The organism is Micromonospora sp. WMMA1923, from assembly GCF_049179195.1.
GTDB lineage: Bacteria > Actinomycetota > Actinomycetes > Mycobacteriales > Micromonosporaceae > Micromonospora > Micromonospora yangpuensis.
Genome location: NZ_JBMHLZ010000001.1, coordinates 4,175,558 through 4,192,667 on the forward strand (window position 1 = coordinate 4,175,558; position 17,110 = coordinate 4,192,667).

The window sequence follows — 17,110 nt, forward strand, 5'->3', positions numbered from 1 at the left end:
CGTAGTGCGTCCGGCCCCGGATGTCTCCGGCACCGTGCGACGGCACAAGAGTACAGGACTTCGCCCGGTCGTGGTGGTGGGGGTTGGCGCGCGGCGGGCACCGCCGGAGCACCCGGGAAAGCAGACAAATCACCGTCCCCGCCTCCGGATGCTTGAGTCCGGTGGAGGATGGGTAGTTAGCTGCCAACAGAGGACGTAGGCGCGAAAGGGTCGCCACCGGGGCGGGGTCGTAGCACCGGGGTGACGGCGTCAGGTACGAAAGGAGCCGCCATGCGCGGAAAGATCATGTTCCTTGGCGGGCTGGCTGCGGGATTCGTCCTGGGCGCCCGTGCAGGCCGGGAGAAGTACGAGGAGCTGGTCGTGCAGGGCCGCAAGGTGCTCGACCACCCGACCGTGCAGGAGGCGGCGGGCGTCGCGCAGGCCCAGGCGAACCGGCTCTACGCTGAGGGCAAGGACAAGCTCGGCCACTCGAAGCTGGGTGAGAAGCTCTCCACCAACGGCAGCAAGCAGGAGCTGACCGCCGCGGACGACGCGTTCGCCGGGAAGCCGGCCACGCCGGCCACCGTCGGCGCCAAGACCGGCACCGGGGCGTCGTCGGCCTCGACCAGCAGCACCACCACCGCCCGGAGCAAGACCCCGGGTACGCCTACCAACGGCAGCACCATCTGACGTACGCGTGACAACGGGCCGGTCGCCGCGAGGCGACCGGCCCGTCTCGTCGTACCCGGCTAGGTTCTAGCTGTTCAGTCCTTGCTGCTGAACGCGGCGTCGAAGGCCGCCGACGGGGCGTCGAAGGCCAGCCGACGGACGAACTGCAGCGCCTCGGGGGCACCGACCAGGCGGTCCATCCCGGCGTCCTCCCACTCCACCGAGATCGGGCCGGTGTAGCCGATCGCGTTCAGCGCCCGGAAGCAGTCCTCCCACGGCACGTCACCGTGTCCGGTGGAGACGAAGTCCCAACCGCGCCGCAGGTCCGCCCAGGGCAGGTGGGAGGCGAGCCGGCCGCGCCGCCCGTCGCCGGTGCGCACCTTGGCGTCCTTGCAGTCGACGTGGTAGATCCGGTCGGCGAAGTCGAAGATGAAGTTCACCGGGTCCAGCTCCTGCCACACGAAGTGCGACGGGTCCCAGTTCAGCCCGAACGCCGGCCGGTGGTCGATCGCCTCCAGGGTGCGCTTGGTGGTGTAGTAGTCGTACGCGATCTCGCTCGGGTGCACCTCGTGGGCGAAGCGGACGCCCACGGAGTCGAAGACGTCGAGGATCGGGTTCCACCGGTCGGCGAAGTCCTGGTAGCCGCGCTCGATCATGGCCGGCGGCACCGGCGGGAACATCGCCAGGGTGTGCCAGATCGACGAGCCGGTGAAGCCGACGACGGTCTGCACACCCAGCTTCGCCGCCGCCCGCGCGGTGTCCTTGATCTCCTCGGCGGCCCGCTGCCGGACCCCCTCGGCCTCGCCGTCGCCCCAGATCCGCGCCGGCAGGATGTCCTGGTGGCGCTCGTCGATCGGGTGGTCGCAGACGGCCTGCCCGACCAGGTGGTTGGAGATCGTGAAGACCTGGAGGTTGTACTTGGCCAGGGTCTCCTTCTTGCGCTCGACGTACGAGTCGTCGGCGAGGGCCTTGTCGACCTCGAAGTGGTCGCCCCAGCAGGCGATCTCCAGGCCGTCGTAGCCCCACTCGGAGGCGAGCCGGCAGACCTCCTCGAAGGGCAGGTCGGCCCACTGGCCGGTGAAGAGCGTGATGGGTCGCGCCATGTGTCCTTCTCCCCTGTCTGGTGATGGGGGATTCCCTGGGCGGACCGGGGCGAGGGTGGAACGGGCCGGGCCGTACCGCCGGCGACCCGCACGGAGCCGCCGGTGGGTGCCACACGCACCTGGGCCCGACGGGTTGCGCCTCCCGCCGGGTCACCGGCCACCTGCACGGTCGCCGCCCTCACTCTAGGGCCCCGCGCGCGGGTTACGGAAGGCCGCTTCGCGTTCCCCGACACCGCCGGCCGGGTCCGGGTGGCTCAGCGACACCGCCGGCGCGGACGGCTCAGTGCTGGCGGTCCACCGCGTGCTCGGCCAGGGCGGCCAGCGCCGCGCGGGCCTCCGGCCGGACCGGGGCGGCGGCCAGGGCGGTCAGCGCCGCGTCGGTGCGTACCCGGATCATCTGTTCGATCTTCTCGCGGGCGCCGGTGGCCTCGATGATCTCGCGCAGCTCGGTGGCGCCCGCGGTGTCCAGGTCCGGGTTGCCGAAGAGTTCCCGCAGCCGGGCGCTCTGCGCCCGGTCGGCGACGCTGCGGGCCAACGCCATCATCACGGTGGGCTTGCCCTCGCGCAGGTCGTCCAGGATCGACTTGCCGGTCACCGACGGGTCACCGAACACCCCGAGCACGTCGTCGCGCAGCTGGAACGCGTCACCCAACGGGTCGCCGAAGTCGGCGAGCGCGGCCACCAGGTCCGGCCCGGCGGCAGCCAGGGTCGCACCGATCTGCAACGGCCGGGTCACCGTGTACCGGGCGGCCTTCATCCGGATCACCGTCAGGGCGCTGGCCACCGAACCGTCGCCGACCCCGGAGACCAGGTCGAGGTACTCCCCCGCGATCACCTCGGTCCGCATCAGGGCGAACATCGTGTACCCCCGGTGCACCTGCTCGACGCCCAGCCCGCACTCGTGGAACATCTGGTCCGACCAGGCCGCGCAGAGGTCACCGCAGAGCAGGGCGGTGTTGCGGCCGTACGCCTCCGGGTCGCCGCGCCACGACGACCGGGCGTGTAGGTCGGCGAAGAGCCGGTGCACCGACGGCTCACCGCGCCGCCGGTCGCTGCCGTCCAGGATGTCGTCGTGGATCAGGGCGAAGGCGTGGAACAGCTCCAGCGCCGCCGCCGCCACCACGATCTCGTCGCCGTCGTCACCGCCGGCCGCCCGCCAACCCCAGTAGCAGAACAGCGGCCGGACCCGTTTGCCGCCGGCCAGCACGAACCGCTGCAACGCGGTGAACACGCCCCGGGGCGCGCCGTCGGGCCACTCGGGGCCCTGGCGTTCCAGGAAGGCGGCCAGCTCGGCGTCGACCCGGGCCCGTAACTGCCCCGCGTCGGTGGCCGGCACGGTCACCGTCACGACGCCCCGCCGCCCTCCGTCAGCCCGGCCAGCTCCAGCAGCAGCCCCTTGACCTCGGTGGCGGCCAGCGACTCCCGGGCCGCGGCGGCGTCGGAGCAGAGCAGCACCGGACCGTCGGCCGGGTCGGCGGGCAGCCGCCCGTGCGAGCCGCGTACCGCCTGCGCGCCCGCGTCCAGGCCGACCACGCTCATCAGGTACCGCATGCCCGCCTTCTTGCGGGCCAGGGCGATGCCGGCGCGACGCTTCGCGGCCCCCGGCGCGGCCGGATCGAAGAGCAGCTCCGCCGGGTCGTACCCCGGCTTACGGTGGATCTCCACCAGCCGGGCGTAGTCCGGGGCGCGGGCGTCGTCCAGCCAGTAGTAGTAGGTGAACCAGGCCTGCTCCTCGGCGACCAGCACCAGCTCACCGGCGCGCTCGTGGTCCAGCCCGTACGCGGCCTTGCCCTCGGCGTCCAGCACCTCGGCCACCCCGGGCAGCCCGGCGCAGAGCTTCGCCACCGCCGGCAGGTCCGCCGGATCCTTGACGTAGACGTGCGCGATCTGGTGGTCGGCCACCGCGAAGGCCCGCGACGTCCACGGGTCGAGGTGCTCCATGCCGTCCTGGGTGTAGACCCGCAGCAGCCCCTCGGCGCGCAGCAGCCGGTTGATGTCGACCGGCTGGGAGACGTCGGTGATGCCGTACTCCGACAGGGCCACCACCGTCGCGTCCCGTTGCCGGGCCGCCGCCAGCAGCGGGGCGAGCACCTCGTCCAGTTCCTTGGCCGCGACGGCGGCCTGCAACGACGAGGCCCCGAACCGCTGCAGGTCGTAGTCGAGGTGCGGGACGTAGACCAGGGTCAGGTCCGGCGAGTGGTCGGCGAGGATCTGCTCGGCGGCCTGGCAGATCCACCGGGACGACGGAATGCCGGCGCCCGGCCCCCAGTAGGTGAACAGCGGGAAGGTGCCCAGCTTGTCGGTGAGCGCGTCGTGCAGCTCCGGCGGGTCGGTGTAGCAGTCCGGCTCCTTGCGCCCGTCGGCCCGGTACACCGGCCGCGGGGTGACCGTCCAGTTGACGTCCGCGCCCATCGCGTACCACCAGCAGACGTTGGCCACCGTGTAGTCGGGGCGCAGCCTACGCGCGGTGTGCCAGAGCTTCTCGCCCTGCACCAGCGCGTTGTGCTGCCGCCACAGGAACACCTCACCCAGGTCACGGAAGTACCAGCCGTTGCCGACGACGCCGTGCGAACGGGGCAGCTCGCCGGTGAGGAAGGTCGACTGCACCGAACAGGTCACCGCCGGCAGCACCGTGCCGAGCTGCGCGGTGAACCCGCCGTCGGCGACCGCGCGCAGCTTCGGCATGTGCGCCAGCAGCCGGGGGGTCAGCCCGACCACGTCCAGAACCACCAGTTTCTTGGTCACGCGCGTACTCCAGCCGGGGTCTCGAGGCCGATCGCGGCCAGTTCGTCACGGGCGAAGGCCAGCTCGGCGGCGATCCCGGCAGCCAGCTCCGCATCGGTGCCGGGCCGCCGCGCCGCCGGCAGCACCCCCCAGGTGTACGTCTCCACGTCCAGGTGGTCGCAGCCGGCCGTCTCGCCGGCGAAGAGGCCGGTCAGCGCGGCACGCAGCACCGGCAGGGTGGCGGTCAGCGGCGGCTCCGGTGGGGCGTGCAGCGGCACGTGGTAGTGCACCCGCCACGGGCCGGGCAGTCGGGCGTCCAACGCGGCGTCCAGGTCGTCGGCGGCGTACGCCGGGTCGGCCGGGTCGTCGCCGTGCGCGCAGCCGGGCCCCCGGGTCTGGTGCAGGAAACGCGGCTCCACCCACCGCCGCAACGCCTCGCCGTCACCGCCGGACTGCCCGGCGCTGCCGGGGTCAGCGGACTCCAGGGCGGCTGTCGGGTCGGCCGCTTCCAGGGCGGCTGTCGGATCGGCCGCCTCCAGGGCGGCGGAAACCTGGACCTTGACCACCGGCAGGTCGGCGGCGCGCAGCCGGGCCAGCGCCTCGGCCGGCTCCTCCCAGGCGCAGGCCAGGTGCGCCAGGTCCAGGCAGACACCCAACCGTGTCGTGTCCATTCCGGACAGTAACATGGCGGCCTGCCGGGTCGTCTCCACCACGCACCCCGGCTCCGGCTCGAAGCCGACCCGCACCGGACGACCGGTCTCCCGCTCCACCGCGGCCAGGCCGGCGGCCAGCTCGTCCAGCCGCCGCCGGGCGGCGTCGGCCCGGTCGGTGTCCCACGGGGTACGCCAGGCCAGCGGCAGGGTGGAGACCGAGCCCCGCGCCGCGTCCTCGGGCAGCAGGTCCGCCAGCACCCGGGCCAGGTTCAGGGTGTACGTCACCCGCTGGGCGGTGGTCCAGTCCGGCTGGTACACCGCGCCCTTGACCACCGGTGCCTGGAAGGCGGCGTACGGGAACCCGTTGAGGGTGACCACCTCCAAGCCCCGGACGGTCAGCTCGGTGCGCAACCGGCGACGCGCGGTCTCGTCGGCGGCCAGCTCGGCGGCGACCGGGGCGGCCAACCACAGCCCCAGCCCCAGCAGGTCGCCACCGAGGCGCTCGCGCACCGGCACCGCGTAGCTGTCCAGCTGCCGCAGGATGCCGGCCAGGTCCTCGGCCGGGTGCACGTTCGTGCAGTAGCCGAGGTGGACCGTGCTGCCGTCGCGGTGTCGCAGCCGCATCAGCTGCCGCCGCGCAGGATCGAGTTGCCCTCGAAGGTGGCCTCGGAGTCCGCCAGGTCGCTGAGGTCCAGCCGCCCGGACTGGCCGTAGAACTCCACCGGGTTGCGCCACAGCACCCGGTCGACGTCGTCGTCGGTGAAGCCGGCCTGCAGCATCGCCTCCCCGGTGGTCCGGGTCAGCAGCGGGTCGGAACGTCCCCAGTCGGCCGCCGAGTTGACCAGCATCCGCTCGGTGCCGTACGTCTTCAGCAGCTCCACCATCCGCGGCGGCGACATCTTGGTGTCCGGGTAGATGGAGAAGCCCAGCCAGCAGCCGGTGTCCCGGACCAGCTTGACGGTCACCTCGTTGAGGTGGTCGACCACCACCCGCCCGGGGGCGATGCCGGACTCGGCGACCACCGCCAGGGTCCGTTCGACGCCCTTGACCTTGTCCCGGTGCGGGGTGTGCACCAGCGCCGGCAGGTCGTACGCCACGGCCAGGGCGAGCTGCCCGGCGAACGCGGCGTCCTCCTCCGGGGTCATCGAGTCGTACCCGATCTCGCCGACCGCGACCACGCCGTCCTTGTCCAGGTACCGGGGCAGCAGGTCGAGCACCGGTCGGCAACGCGGGTCGTTCGCCTCCTTCGGGTTCAGCGCGATGGTGGCGTGGTGGCGTACCCCGAACTGGGCGGCCCGGAACGGCTCCCAGCCGATCAGCGAGTCGAAGTAGTCGGTGAAGGAGGCCGGGCTGGTACGGGGCTGGCCCAGCCAGAAGGCCGGTTCGACGATCGCGCGGATCCCGGCGGCGGCCATCCGCTCGTAGTCGTCGGTGGTCCGTGAGGTCATGTGGATGTGCGGGTCGAAGATGCGCATCACGCCTCCCGGGCGGTGAGTTGGTCGAGCAGACCGGTGGCGTCGACGGGCATGCTCCGGCCGGCGGCCTGCCGTTCGGCGGCCAGTCCGGCGAGCATCGCGGCGAGTTCGCCGTCGGCGCGCTGGTCGAGGTCGGCGACCACGGCCAGCGGTACGTCCATGAAGACGCACTTGAGCACGGCCTGCCGCCACGAGGCCGGATCGAGGTGCCCGGCGTACGGGCCGAGGGCGGCGGCGACCAGCCGGGTGTCGTTGGTGCGGATCGCGTCGTGCAGCAGCGGTACGCCGGCCGCGCCGATCGGCAGCAGCGGCAGGGCCCGCAGCACGGCCCGCTTCTCGGCGGCGTCACCCTGCCGGTAGAGCGCCTCGGCGTGGGCGGCCTGCCCGCTGGGCAGCGCGGTCAGCAGCAGCACCCGGGCCGCGTCGTCGGCGGTCCAACCGGGCAGCTCGGGCAGTGGTCCCCGGCCGCACCGCCGGCCGACGCCCGGGAAGAGCCGTTCGATCGCCGTCGGGTCGACCGCCACCTGCCGCAGCGCCGCCTCCAGCCACTCCGGATCGGGTACCTCGCGCAACGCGGCCCGCAGCTGGTCCGGTGTCATCCGGTCTCCCCCCTCGTGCTGGTGGGCGCCGCCGCAGCGGCGCGAGTGCTGGTGGGCGCCGCCACGGCGGCGCGGGTGCTGGTGGGTGCCGGCGCGGCGGCGGCGCGGAGGAACTCGATCGACGCGGCGGCGACGTTCGGGGCGGCGTGCGAGTGCCGGGGCAGCTCCACCGCGACCAGCCCCCGGTAGCCGACGTCGGAGAGCGCCTGGAGCACCGGCGGGAAGTCGATCTCACCGGTGCCGAACTCCAGGTGCTCGTGCACACCGCGCCGCATGTCGTCGATCTGCACGTTCACCAGGTGCTCGCCCACGTCGTAGACGCAGTCCGGCACGGTCATCGACTCCAGGCAGCGGCAGTGTCCGATGTCGAGGGTGAGCCCGAAGCCGGGTGGCTCACCGAGGGCGGCCCGCAGCCGCCGCCAGCCGGCGATGTCCTCGACCAGCATCCCCGGCTCGGGTTCGAAGCCCAGCGGTACGCCGGCGGCCCCGGCGGCCTCCACCACGACCGCGCAGCCGGCGACCAGCCGGTCCCAGGCGGTCTGGGGGCTGACCTGCGGTGGGCGTACCCCGGCCCAGTAGGAGACCGCTTCGGCACCCAGGTCGGCACCGATGCGTACGGCCCGACGCAGGAACTCGATCCGGCGGGCCGGGTCGTCGTGCAGCAGGGTCGGGGCGTGCTTGTGCCAGGGGTCCAGCAGGTACCGGGCCCCGGTCTCGATCACCACCGAGAGGCCCAGTCCGGCCAGTCGCCTACCGACGGCGTCGACCCGGGCGGCCAGCCCGGGGGCGAACGGGTCGAGGTGGTCGTGGTCCAGGGTCAGGGCGACGCCCTGGTACCCCAGGTCGGCCAGGACGGCGAGCGCGTCGTCGAGCCGGTGGTTGGCGAAACCGTTGGTGCCGTACCCGAACCGCAGCCGGGCCGGGTCCGCCTCGGCGGTGCCGTCGGGCCCGGTCATGTCGGCGAGACCTTGCGGGCCAGACGGCGGGCCAGCGGGGCGGCGGCGGCCACCGCGGTCCCGAGCAGACCCGCGCCGGCGCGGGCGGTCAACGCGCCCTGCAGGGCGGGCAGGCCGGTGATGCCGGCGCCGACCGCCGCGCGGACCCGACCGGCGGTGGGTTCGGCCACCACCCGGGCCTGCGCGGTGCCGTACCGGGCGGTGTAGAGGGTGGCCAGGGCCGCCGGCAGCGCCGCGCGCACCCCCGCCACCAGGTCCGTGCGACCGTGGTCGCCGCCGGCCGTCCCGCAGCGGGTACCGGCCGCCGTCGTGGTCCGGCTCCGGGGCGGCACCGCGGCGGTGGCGGCGATCAGGGCGGTACCGGCCAGGGTGCCCAGCGGCAGCCGGGCGTCGGTGCCGCTGACCTCGCGGCGGGAGAGCGCGGTGACCGTCCAGGTGTGCGCGGCGACGGTGAGCGCCGCCGGCACCGCCCGGACGGTGGGCCCGCCGGCCGCGCCGAGCAGCACGTCCAGCCCCCGGCAGAGCGCCATGGTCGGCGGGCCGGCGGCGCTGTTCTTCGCCGCCACGTCGTAGGCCCAGACTGCGGCGGCCAGCGGCACCGCCACGGCCGCCGCGCGCCGGCCGCCGGCGGCAGCGGCCAGCCCGAGGCCGGCGGCGGTCAGCCCGGCGGCCAGGCCGAACGCGGTGTGGGGGCTGATCCGGCCGCTGGGGATCGGGCGCTCGGGGCGTTCCACCGCGTCCAGGTCCCGGTCGGCCCAGTCGTTGGCGGCCATCCCCGCCCAGTAGAGCAGGACCGACGCGCCGGCCAGGGCGGGGGTACGCCGGTCGAGCGTGCCGGCCGCCGCCGCACCGGCGATCACGTCACCGGGTACCGAGAGTGCGGCCGGGGCCCGGACCAGCTCGGCCAGGTCACTCAGCCGGGACATCGCTGCCCTCGGCGGCGGCGTGCAGACGGGTGACGTGCTGGCGCAGCAGGGCCCACTGTTCGGCCAGCGAGTGGGTGGGCGCGCCGATCGGGTCCTTGAAGAAGAAGGCCAGCTCGGGCAGGGGTCCGCTGCGTCCGGCGGCGTGCGTGGCGGCGGTGATCCGGGCCAGGTCCAGCACCAGCGGGGCGGCCAGCGCGGAGTCGCAGCCGTGCCAGGTGAACTCCAGCCGCATCCCGGTGCCCAGGAAGCCGGCGAAGGTGATCAGGTCCCAGGCGGTCTTGAAGTCACCGAGTTCCTCGACGTAGTCGATGCGGGTGTCACCCTGCGGCTGGTAGCCGAGGGTCTCACCGAGGACCCGCTGTTTGCTCTCCACCTTGGCCGCGTTGGCGGCCGGGTCGGCCAGGGTCGCCCCGTCGCCGCCGCCGAGCAGGTTGATGCCGGACCACGAGCGCACCGCCAGGTTACGCATCGCGAACATCGGCGCGAGCACCGACTTGACAAGCGTCTCGCCGGTCTTGCCGTCGTGCCCGGCGTACGGCAGGCCGCGTTCGGCGGCGAGAGCGGCCAGGGCCGGCAGTCGGGCCCCGGTCGACGGGGTGAAGTCCACGTAGGAGCAGCCGGCGGTGAAGGCCGCGTACGCGTAGAGCGAGCTGGGCGGCAGCACCTCGTCCGGGCCGGCGAGCGCCTCGGCCAGGGCGGCCGGGTCGGCGTGCGCCGGGTGCGGGGTGACGGCGGCCTCGGTGGCGGAGACGTTGACCACCACGATCCGGGCCAGCTCGTGCCGACGGCGGAACTCGGTCAGATCGGCCACCACGACCGCGATCCGGTCGGCCTGGGTCCCGCCGACCGGCGCCGGCCGCAGGTCGGACTCCACGGCGGCCAGGTCGTCGGCGAGCGCGGCGACCAGCCGGCCGGGGACCACCCCGGCGGCGGCCAGCGTCTCGGCCCGCTTGGCCAGCGGGGTGAGCACCGGATCGTGGCCGCCGAAGACCAGCTCGGCGAAGCTCGGCAGGGCCGGCCCCCGCAGCTCGGGCAGTTCGGTGACGCAGCCGGTCGGACCGGCGAGCCCGGCCCGCAGGGCGAGCGCCCCGACGATGCTGGTGGTCGCGACCGAACCTCGCGCGCCTACCAGCCAGACACCCGTACGCATGGTGCTCCTTCCCGTTCAGGTGCGGATGGGCCCCGTCCGTTCACCGCGTCCGAGGTCCCGACGACAGCGCCGGAGTCGGCGGCAACGACGCTAGCCGGAATTCCCAGGCATGGGAACGGACGGGGCTGGCAGGCAGGGATGGTTCGGCGTTCCGTCCCTGCCTCCCCCGCATCCCTCCGGTCGTCGGCGACGACCGGACGTCTCGCGCGTTCGCGGTCCTCCGGTGCGGTCGGGGAATCCCGTGTCGACCGCACCGGACGACCGTCCTGTGGGCGTACCCCGGGCCGTGCTGGCCCGGAGCCCGCCCGCCGGTCCGACCCGTACCCGCCGCGGGGCGCAACCGCGGCCGGTCCCTCGCCGGTCGGACCGGACTCTCCGATCCGGTTCCGGTGGCGGCAGGTGCCCGCCGCCACCGGAACCGGGGATCAGCCGGCCACGGCGGCCAGGCTCGGCTCCACCTCGGTCCATGAGGAACCGAGCTCCGCCGACCGGGTCACCGCGTCCAGCACCAGCTGGACCTGCAACGCGTCGGCGAAGGAGGGCGCCGGGTCGACGCCGGTGGCGACCGCCTCGACGAGGTCCCGCATCTGGTGCGTGAACGAGTGCTCGTACCCGATGATGTGTCCCGGCGGCCACCAGGCCGACATGTACGGGTGGTCGCCCTCGGTGACCAGGATCCGGGTGAAGCCCTGCTCGGCGGCGGGTAGCGTCGCGTCGTAGAACTCCAGCTCGTTGAGGCGTTCCAGATCGAACACCACGGTGCCCAGCGAGCCGTTGACCTCGACCCGCAGTCCGTTCTTGCGCCCGGTGGCGAACCGGCTCGCCTCGTAGGTGGCCAGTGCGCCACCGTCGAGTCGGGCCACGAAGACCGCCGCGTCGTCCACGGTGACCTCACCGGTGGCCGCGGTGGCCCCGTCGGCCGGACCGGTGGCCGCCAGGCCACTGGACCCGCCCGGCAACGGCCGCTGCTTGACGAAGGTCTCGGTCAACGCGCTGACGCCGGCGATCCGCTGGCCGGTGACGAACTGGGTGAGATCGATGATGTGGGCACCGATGTCACCCAGCGCGCCGGAGCCCGCCTTGTCCTTCTGCAGTCGCCAGACCAGCGGGAACTGCGGATCCACGATCCAGTCCTGCAGGTACACCGCGCGGACGTGCCGGATCTTTCCGAGCCGGCCGGCGGCGATCAGCTGCTGCATCATGGTCACCGCGGGTACCCGACGGTAGTTGAAGCCGCACATCGAGCGGATCCCGGCGGCCTGCGCGGTGGCCGCCGCAGCGGTCATCTCGCGGGCCTCGGCGACTGTGTTGGCCAGCGGCTTCTCACAGAGCACGTGCTTGCCGGCAGCCAACGCGGCGAGGGTGATCTCCGCGTGGCTGTCCCCCGGTGTGCAGACGTCGACGATGTCGATGTCGTCGCGAGCGATCAACTCCCGCCAGTCTGTGGTGTGCGACTCCCAGCCGAGCCGGTCGGCGGCGTCGGCCACCTTCTCCGGATCCCGGCCGCAGATCGCTGCCATCCGGACCCGCGCCGGCAGGTCGTAGACGCGGTTCACGGTGCGCCACGCCTGCGAGTGCGCGGCGCCCATGAACGCGTAGCCGACCATGCCGACCCGCAGTTCTCTGTCTGTCGTGGACAAGGTGGGTCTCCCCCCGGTGTGTCAGAACCCGAGCTTGAGGTAGTTGCTCGCGTTCTCCTTGGTGATCGTCTCGGAGGCGAGCACGATCGTCTTCGGCACCTGGAGCTCCACCAGGTCCGACATGCCCTTGTTCTGGCCGATCAACCGGGCCAGCGAGATGGCCGAGGAGGCCATCGACGGGCTGTAGGTCACGGTCGCCTTCAGCGGCGTGTTGTCGGCCTGGATGTCCTCCATGGCCTTCTTGGAGCCGGCACCACCGACCATGATGAACTCGGTACGGCTGGCCTGGTTGATCGCGGCCATCACGCCGATGCCCTGGTCGTCGTCGTGGTTCCAGATCGCGTCGATCTTCGGCAGGGCCTGGAACAGGCCGGTGGCGGCCTGCTGGCCGGAGTCGGCGGTGAACTCCGCCGGGCGGCGGTTGGCCACCTTGAAACCGGCCTGGGCGAGGGTCTCGCTGAAGCCCCGCGACCGCTCCTGGGTCAGCTCCAGGGCGTCGATGCCGGGGATCTCACCGATGATCGGGGCGCTGACGCCCTTGGCCTTCATCTGCTCGATGATGTAGTTGGCGGCGGAGACGCCCATGCCGTAGTTGTCGCCCAGGATCTGGGTCCGGTACGCCTTGGCGTCCGGGAAGGCCCGGTCCAGGTTGACCACCGGGATGCCGGCCTGCATGGCCTCCAGGCCGGCGGCGTTGAGCTCCTTGCCGTCGTGCGGCAGCATCACGATCACGTTGGGCTTCTGCGCGATCAGCGTGGAGAGCGCCGCCCGCTGGGCCGCCGCGTCCGCGCCGGCCTCCACCGTGTTGAAGGTGACGTCCGAGTACGCGTCGGCCTGCGCCTTGGCATTGTTGGTGATGGCGGCCAGCCAGCCGTGGTCGGCGGCCGGTGCGGAGAAGCCGATGGTCACCGCCTGGCCGGGCTCGCTGTTGCCGCCGGAGTCGGCGGCCTTGGTCTGCGCCTCGGTCGGCTGGGCCTCGTTGCTCGTGCAGCCGGCGAGCAGGACACCGGCGCCGACGGCGGCCCCGCCGAACAGCAGGCGGCGGCGACTGTGCTGGGTCATGACGACCTCCAGGATGAGGTGGTGGGGGTGAAGAAGGGTGTAGCGTGCCCGGCCACCGGCTCGGGTGACCGCCGTTGATGCGTGGGAATCGGGGGGTTCGGGGGGCGGGGGTTCGGGGGATTCGGGGTGTCGCCCGGGGTCAGGCGGTGGTGGCGCGGTTGCGGTTGAGGAACTTGCCGAGGCTGCCGTACTGGATCTGCTGGATCAGCACGGCGGCGACGATGATGCCGCCCTTGACCATGTTCTGGGCCTCGGTGGAGAGCCCGTTGATGGCGAAGAGGTTGGTGATGGTGGAGAAGATCAGCACCCCGAGCAGGGAGCCGACGATGGTGCCACGGCCACCGCTGAGCAGCGTCCCGCCGATGATGGCCGCGGCGATCGCGTCCAGCTCGTACAGGTTGGCCATCGCCGCCTGGGCCGAGTTGGCCTGGGCGGTGAGCATGATCGCCGCGATACCGGCGCAGAGCCCGGAGAGGGCGTAGAGCAGCACGGTGTGCCGCTTGACGTTGATCCCGGCCAGCCGGGCGGCCTCCGGGTTGCCGCCGACGGCCACCGTACGCCGACCGAAGGTGGTGCGGTTGAGCAGCACCCAGCCGCCGATCACCACCGCGGCCAGGATGTAGACCAGCAGCGGGATGCCGAGCAGGTTGTTGGCGGCGATGCCGTTGATGAAGTCGTTGTCGGAGACCTGGGTCTGCTTGCCGGAGATCTGCGCGGCCAGCCCACGGGCGGCCACCAGCATGGCCAGTGTCGCGATGAACGGCACCAGCCGGCCGTACGAGATCAGCACCCCGTTGACCAGGCCGACGCAGATGCCGACCACCACCGCGGTGAAGATCATGCCGCCGGTGCCGAAGCTCTGGGTGGCCACCGTGGTGGCCCAGACCCCGGCCAGGGCGATGATCGCGCCCACCGAGAGGTCGATGCCACCACCGATGATCACGAAGGTCATCCCGACGGTGACCACGCCGACCACCGAGGCGAGCTTGAGGATGGTGAGGAAGTTCCCCCACACCCAGCTGGAGTCGGAGTAGAGGTCGGGCCGGGTCACGATGCCGATGACGACCAGGGCCACCAGCACCCCGATCAGGCCGAGGTTGCGCTTGGCGCCCTCACCGCCGCTCCCGCGCCACCAGGAGAGGCCGGGCTTGGCGGCGGTCTTCTCGGCTGCCGCGTGGGTCTCGGCCGGGTCGACCGGCGGGGACTGCGCCGGCAACGTCGCCGAACGCTCCGATGTGGCGGTGGATGTGGGAGCGTCCTCACTCATGCTGGTGCGCCTTCCATCAAGGACCCCGCCATGACGAGGTCGAGCACAGTGTTCTCATCCAGTTCGCCGGCCGGTGCCTCGCGGACCATCCGGCCCTCCCGCATCACCAGCACCCGGTCGGCCAGGCCCAACACCTCGGGCACCTCGCTGGAGACCAGCAGCACGCCGACGCCCTGGGCGGCCAGCCCCCGGATGACCTGGTACAGCTCGGCCCGGGCACCGACGTCCACGCCCCGGGTGGGCTCGTCGAGCAGCAGCAGCCGGGTGTCGCCGAGCAGCCAGCGCCCGACCACCACCTTCTGCTGGTTGCCGCCGGAGAGGGTGCGTACCGCCCGGTTGACATCCAACGGACGCAGCTCCAGGTCGTCGGCGATGCGGTTGGCCTCGGCCCGTTCCTTGCCGACGTCGGTGAAGCCGAGCCGGGCGTACCGGCTGAAGGTGGCGAGCGTGACGTTGCGGTAGATCGGCTCACCCAGCAGCAGCGCCTGGCTCTTGCGCTCCTCCGGGGCCATGCCCATGCCGGCCTTCACCGCCGCGCCGACGCTGCCCGGCCGCAGCGCCCGGCTGTTCATCCGGATCGTGCCGGTGTCCGCCCGCCGGGCCCCGAAGATCGTCTCCAGCAGCTCGGAGCGGCCGGAGCCGACCAGGCCGGCGATGCCGACGATCTCCCCGGCCCGGACGGTGAGCGAGACGTCGTGGAACTCGTTGGCCCGGCTGAGCCCGGCCACGCTGAGCAGCTCCTTCGCCGCCGCGTCGGCGGCCGGGCGCTCGGGGAAGACGTACTCGATGGTGCGGCCGGTCATCCGGCCCACCAGGTCCTTGGTGGGGGTGTCCGCGGCCGGCAGGTTGGCCGCGGTGGTCCGGCCGTCCTTGAGCACGGTCACCCGGTCGCCGATCTCCCGGATCTCCTCCATCCGGTGGGAGATGTAGATGACCGCGATGCCCTGCGCGGTCAGCTCCCGGATGATCCGGAACAGGTTGCCGACCTCGTCGTGGGCCAGCACCGCGCTCGGCTCGTCCATGATGATCAGTCGGGCCTCGTGGGAGAGCGCCCGGGCCATGCTGACCACCTGCTTGCCGGCGGCCGGCAGGGCGCGCACCATCCGGCTGGGCGGGATCTCGCCGTGCCCGAGCCGGCCGAGGATCTCCCGGGTACGCCGGGCCATCTGCCCCCGGCGGACGAAGCCGGCGACCTTCGGCTCGTGGCCGAGGAAGGCGTTCTCCGCCACCGAGAGGTCCTCGACCAGGTCGAGTTCCTGGTAGATGGTGGCGATGCCGGCCTTCATGGCGGCCTGCGGGTTGGCGAAGCTCACCGGCTCGCCACGCCACTCGATGAGCCCGGAGTCCGGCTTGTGGACCCCGGCGAGCACCTTGATCAGGGTGGACTTGCCGGCGCCGTTCTGCCCGAGCAGGCAGTGCACCTCGCCGGCGCGCACCTCCAGCTGCACGCCGTCGAGCGCGCGCACGCCGGGGAAGGTCTTGACCACATCGGTCAGTCGTAGGACCACCTCGCCGGCGACGGTGCCGGCGGGGGCGTGGACCAGGGGTTCGGTCGGTTCACTCATGATGCCTCCCCGAAGGCGACGTCGCTGGCGAGCACCGCTGCTCCGGCGACACCGGCCCGTGGGCCGAGTTCGGACAGGACCACCGGTAGGTTGCCGGTGGCCAGGGGCAGCGAGCGGCGGTAGACCACGCTGCGGATCTCGGCCAGCAGGATGTGGCCGAGCTGGGCGAGGCCCCCGCCGATGACGATCATCGAAGGGTTGGTGAAGCTCACCAGGCCGGCGAGCACGCCGCCGACCCGCCGTCCGCCGTCGCGGATCAGGTTGATGCAGGTCACGTCCCCCTCGACGGCGCCCTCGGCGACGTCCAGGGCGGTGACCTCGCCCCGGGCGGTGAACCGCTCGGCAAGCGCGGGCGACGCGCCGCTGCGGGCGGCCAGCGCCGCCTCCTTGGCCAGCGCGGCCCCGCTGAACAGCGCCTCCAGGCAGCCGATGTTGCCGCAGGAGCAGGTCGGACCGTTCGGGTCGACCTGGATGTGGCCGATGTCCCCGGCACAGCCGTCGGTGCCCCGGTAGACCTCACCGCTGAGGTAGATCCCACACCCTATGCCGGTGCCGATCTTGATGAAGAGGAAGTCGTCGACGGAGTGGGCCACTCCGCCGTGCCGCTCCCCGATGGCCATGATGTTGACGTCGTTGTCGACCACCGCCGGGCAGCCGTGCTCCCGGGTCAGCAGCTCACGCAGGGGGAACCGGTCCCAGCCGGGCATGATCGGCGGGGAGACCGGGACGCCGTCGCGGAAGCTCACCGGGCCGGGCACGCCGACCCCGACCGCGTCCAGGCGCTCGTACGCCCCGTCCACCTTGGCCTTGTGCAGCAGGTCGTTGACCCGGTGCAGGGTCACCTTGGGGCCGGAGCGGATGTCGATCGGCTCGGCGTAGGCGGCGACCGGCTCCAGCCGGCCGTCGACCACCTCGACGTCGATCGAGCTGGCACCCATGTCCACCGCGGCGAAGCGCAGCTTCGGGTTCAGCTCGACCAGGGTGGAGCGTCGTCCGCCCCGGGAGGCGGCGAGCCCGGCCTCGGCGACGTAGCCGAGGGAGACCAGGCGCTCCAGCTCGGCGAGTAGCCGGGGGCGGGGCATCTGCAGCCGGTCACCCAACTCGGCCCGGGACACCGCCCCTTCGTCGCGGAGCAGCCGCAACAGCCGTACGTGTAGGGGGTCCTCCGACCGCACCGAGCCCACCTCCGGGACAGGAGCCAGTCACATCGAGGAAACCCCGACGTGTTGTGCTCGACACAGTAGGAGCGTCGCGTGTCGCCTGTCCAGAGCTTCGGCCATTTTGATTCAAACTTTTGTCCGTTCGAACAAAAGCTAAAAGTGGATCACGGAAACCCACGGTG

Annotated in this window: 15 protein-coding genes; 1 reads left to right on the top strand and 14 read right to left on the bottom strand. The window is 72.7% G+C overall.

Annotation, left to right across the window (positions count from 1 at the left end):
* Positions 1-270 precede the first annotated feature (270 nt).
* The gene (locus tag ACN28G_RS18750; RefSeq protein ID WP_091442172.1) at positions 271-669 is read left to right on the top strand and encodes a hypothetical protein; all 399 of its coding nucleotides are present in this window, start codon (positions 271-273) and stop codon (positions 667-669) included.
* A 74-nt stretch (positions 670-743) separates the two neighbouring features.
* Here the strand turns inward: ACN28G_RS18750 and ACN28G_RS18755 are convergent, their stop codons facing one another.
* From ACN28G_RS18755 to ACN28G_RS18820, 14 genes are all read right to left on the bottom strand, one after another.
* Positions 744-1,751 carry a sugar phosphate isomerase/epimerase family protein gene (locus tag ACN28G_RS18755; protein WP_091442175.1) on the bottom strand — a complete coding sequence of 336 codons (1,008 nt, stop codon included), beginning with the start codon at positions 1,749-1,751 and terminating at the stop codon, positions 744-746.
* A 280-nt stretch (positions 1,752-2,031) separates the two neighbouring features.
* Positions 2,032-3,099 (bottom strand): polyprenyl synthetase family protein, encoded by a 1,068-nt coding sequence (locus ACN28G_RS18760; protein WP_091442179.1) that lies wholly within the window; start codon positions 3,097-3,099, stop codon positions 2,032-2,034.
* Positions 3,096-4,496, bottom strand: a complete 1,401-nt coding sequence (locus ACN28G_RS18765; protein WP_091442182.1) for an alkaline phosphatase family protein — start codon at positions 4,494-4,496, stop codon at positions 3,096-3,098. Before ACN28G_RS18765 ends, ACN28G_RS18760 begins: the two co-directional genes overlap by 4 nt.
* Positions 4,493-5,752: a metabolite traffic protein EboE gene (gene eboE / locus ACN28G_RS18770; RefSeq protein ID WP_421479969.1), complete on the bottom strand. Its 1,260-nt coding sequence runs from the start codon at positions 5,750-5,752 to the stop codon at positions 4,493-4,495. The genes ACN28G_RS18765 and eboE overlap by 4 nt, the downstream gene beginning before the upstream one ends.
* Positions 5,752-6,603, bottom strand: a complete 852-nt coding sequence (locus tag ACN28G_RS18775) for a TatD family hydrolase (RefSeq protein WP_091442190.1) — start codon at positions 6,601-6,603, stop codon at positions 5,752-5,754. The genes eboE and ACN28G_RS18775 overlap by 1 nt, the downstream gene beginning before the upstream one ends.
* On the bottom strand, positions 6,603-7,202 hold the full coding sequence (locus tag ACN28G_RS18780; RefSeq protein WP_421479971.1) for an EboA domain-containing protein: 600 nt from the start codon (positions 7,200-7,202) through the stop codon (positions 6,603-6,605). Before ACN28G_RS18780 ends, ACN28G_RS18775 begins: the two co-directional genes overlap by 1 nt.
* Positions 7,199-8,158, bottom strand: coding sequence for a sugar phosphate isomerase/epimerase family protein (locus ACN28G_RS18785; RefSeq protein ID WP_421479972.1), 960 nt, complete (start codon positions 8,156-8,158; stop codon positions 7,199-7,201). The genes ACN28G_RS18780 and ACN28G_RS18785 overlap by 4 nt, the downstream gene beginning before the upstream one ends.
* The gene (locus ACN28G_RS18790) at positions 8,155-9,084 is read right to left on the bottom strand and encodes an SCO3242 family prenyltransferase (protein WP_421479974.1); all 930 of its coding nucleotides are present in this window, start codon (positions 9,082-9,084) and stop codon (positions 8,155-8,157) included. The genes ACN28G_RS18785 and ACN28G_RS18790 overlap by 4 nt, the downstream gene beginning before the upstream one ends.
* Positions 9,068-10,234, bottom strand: coding sequence for an inositol-3-phosphate synthase (locus ACN28G_RS18795; RefSeq protein WP_421479976.1), 1,167 nt, complete (start codon positions 10,232-10,234; stop codon positions 9,068-9,070). Before ACN28G_RS18795 ends, ACN28G_RS18790 begins: the two co-directional genes overlap by 17 nt.
* 425 nt (positions 10,235-10,659) lie before the next feature.
* Positions 10,660-11,841 carry a Gfo/Idh/MocA family protein gene (locus tag ACN28G_RS18800; protein WP_421480937.1) on the bottom strand — a complete coding sequence of 394 codons (1,182 nt, stop codon included), beginning with the start codon at positions 11,839-11,841 and terminating at the stop codon, positions 10,660-10,662.
* A 54-nt stretch (positions 11,842-11,895) separates the two neighbouring features.
* Entirely contained in the window at positions 11,896-12,936 is a 1,041-nt protein-coding gene (locus ACN28G_RS18805) for a substrate-binding domain-containing protein (RefSeq protein ID WP_091442207.1), read from the bottom strand.
* A 139-nt stretch (positions 12,937-13,075) separates the two neighbouring features.
* On the bottom strand, positions 13,076-14,203 hold the full coding sequence (locus ACN28G_RS18810) for an ABC transporter permease (protein WP_091442210.1): 1,128 nt from the start codon (positions 14,201-14,203) through the stop codon (positions 13,076-13,078).
* Complete coding sequence (locus ACN28G_RS18815; RefSeq protein WP_421479978.1) at positions 14,200-15,768, bottom strand: sugar ABC transporter ATP-binding protein; 1,569 nt, start codon at positions 15,766-15,768, stop codon at positions 14,200-14,202. The genes ACN28G_RS18810 and ACN28G_RS18815 overlap by 4 nt, the downstream gene beginning before the upstream one ends.
* Complete coding sequence (locus ACN28G_RS18820; RefSeq protein ID WP_091447045.1) at positions 15,765-16,943, bottom strand: ROK family protein; 1,179 nt, start codon at positions 16,941-16,943, stop codon at positions 15,765-15,767. Before ACN28G_RS18820 ends, ACN28G_RS18815 begins: the two co-directional genes overlap by 4 nt.
* Between the last annotated feature and the right edge of the window lie 167 nt (positions 16,944-17,110).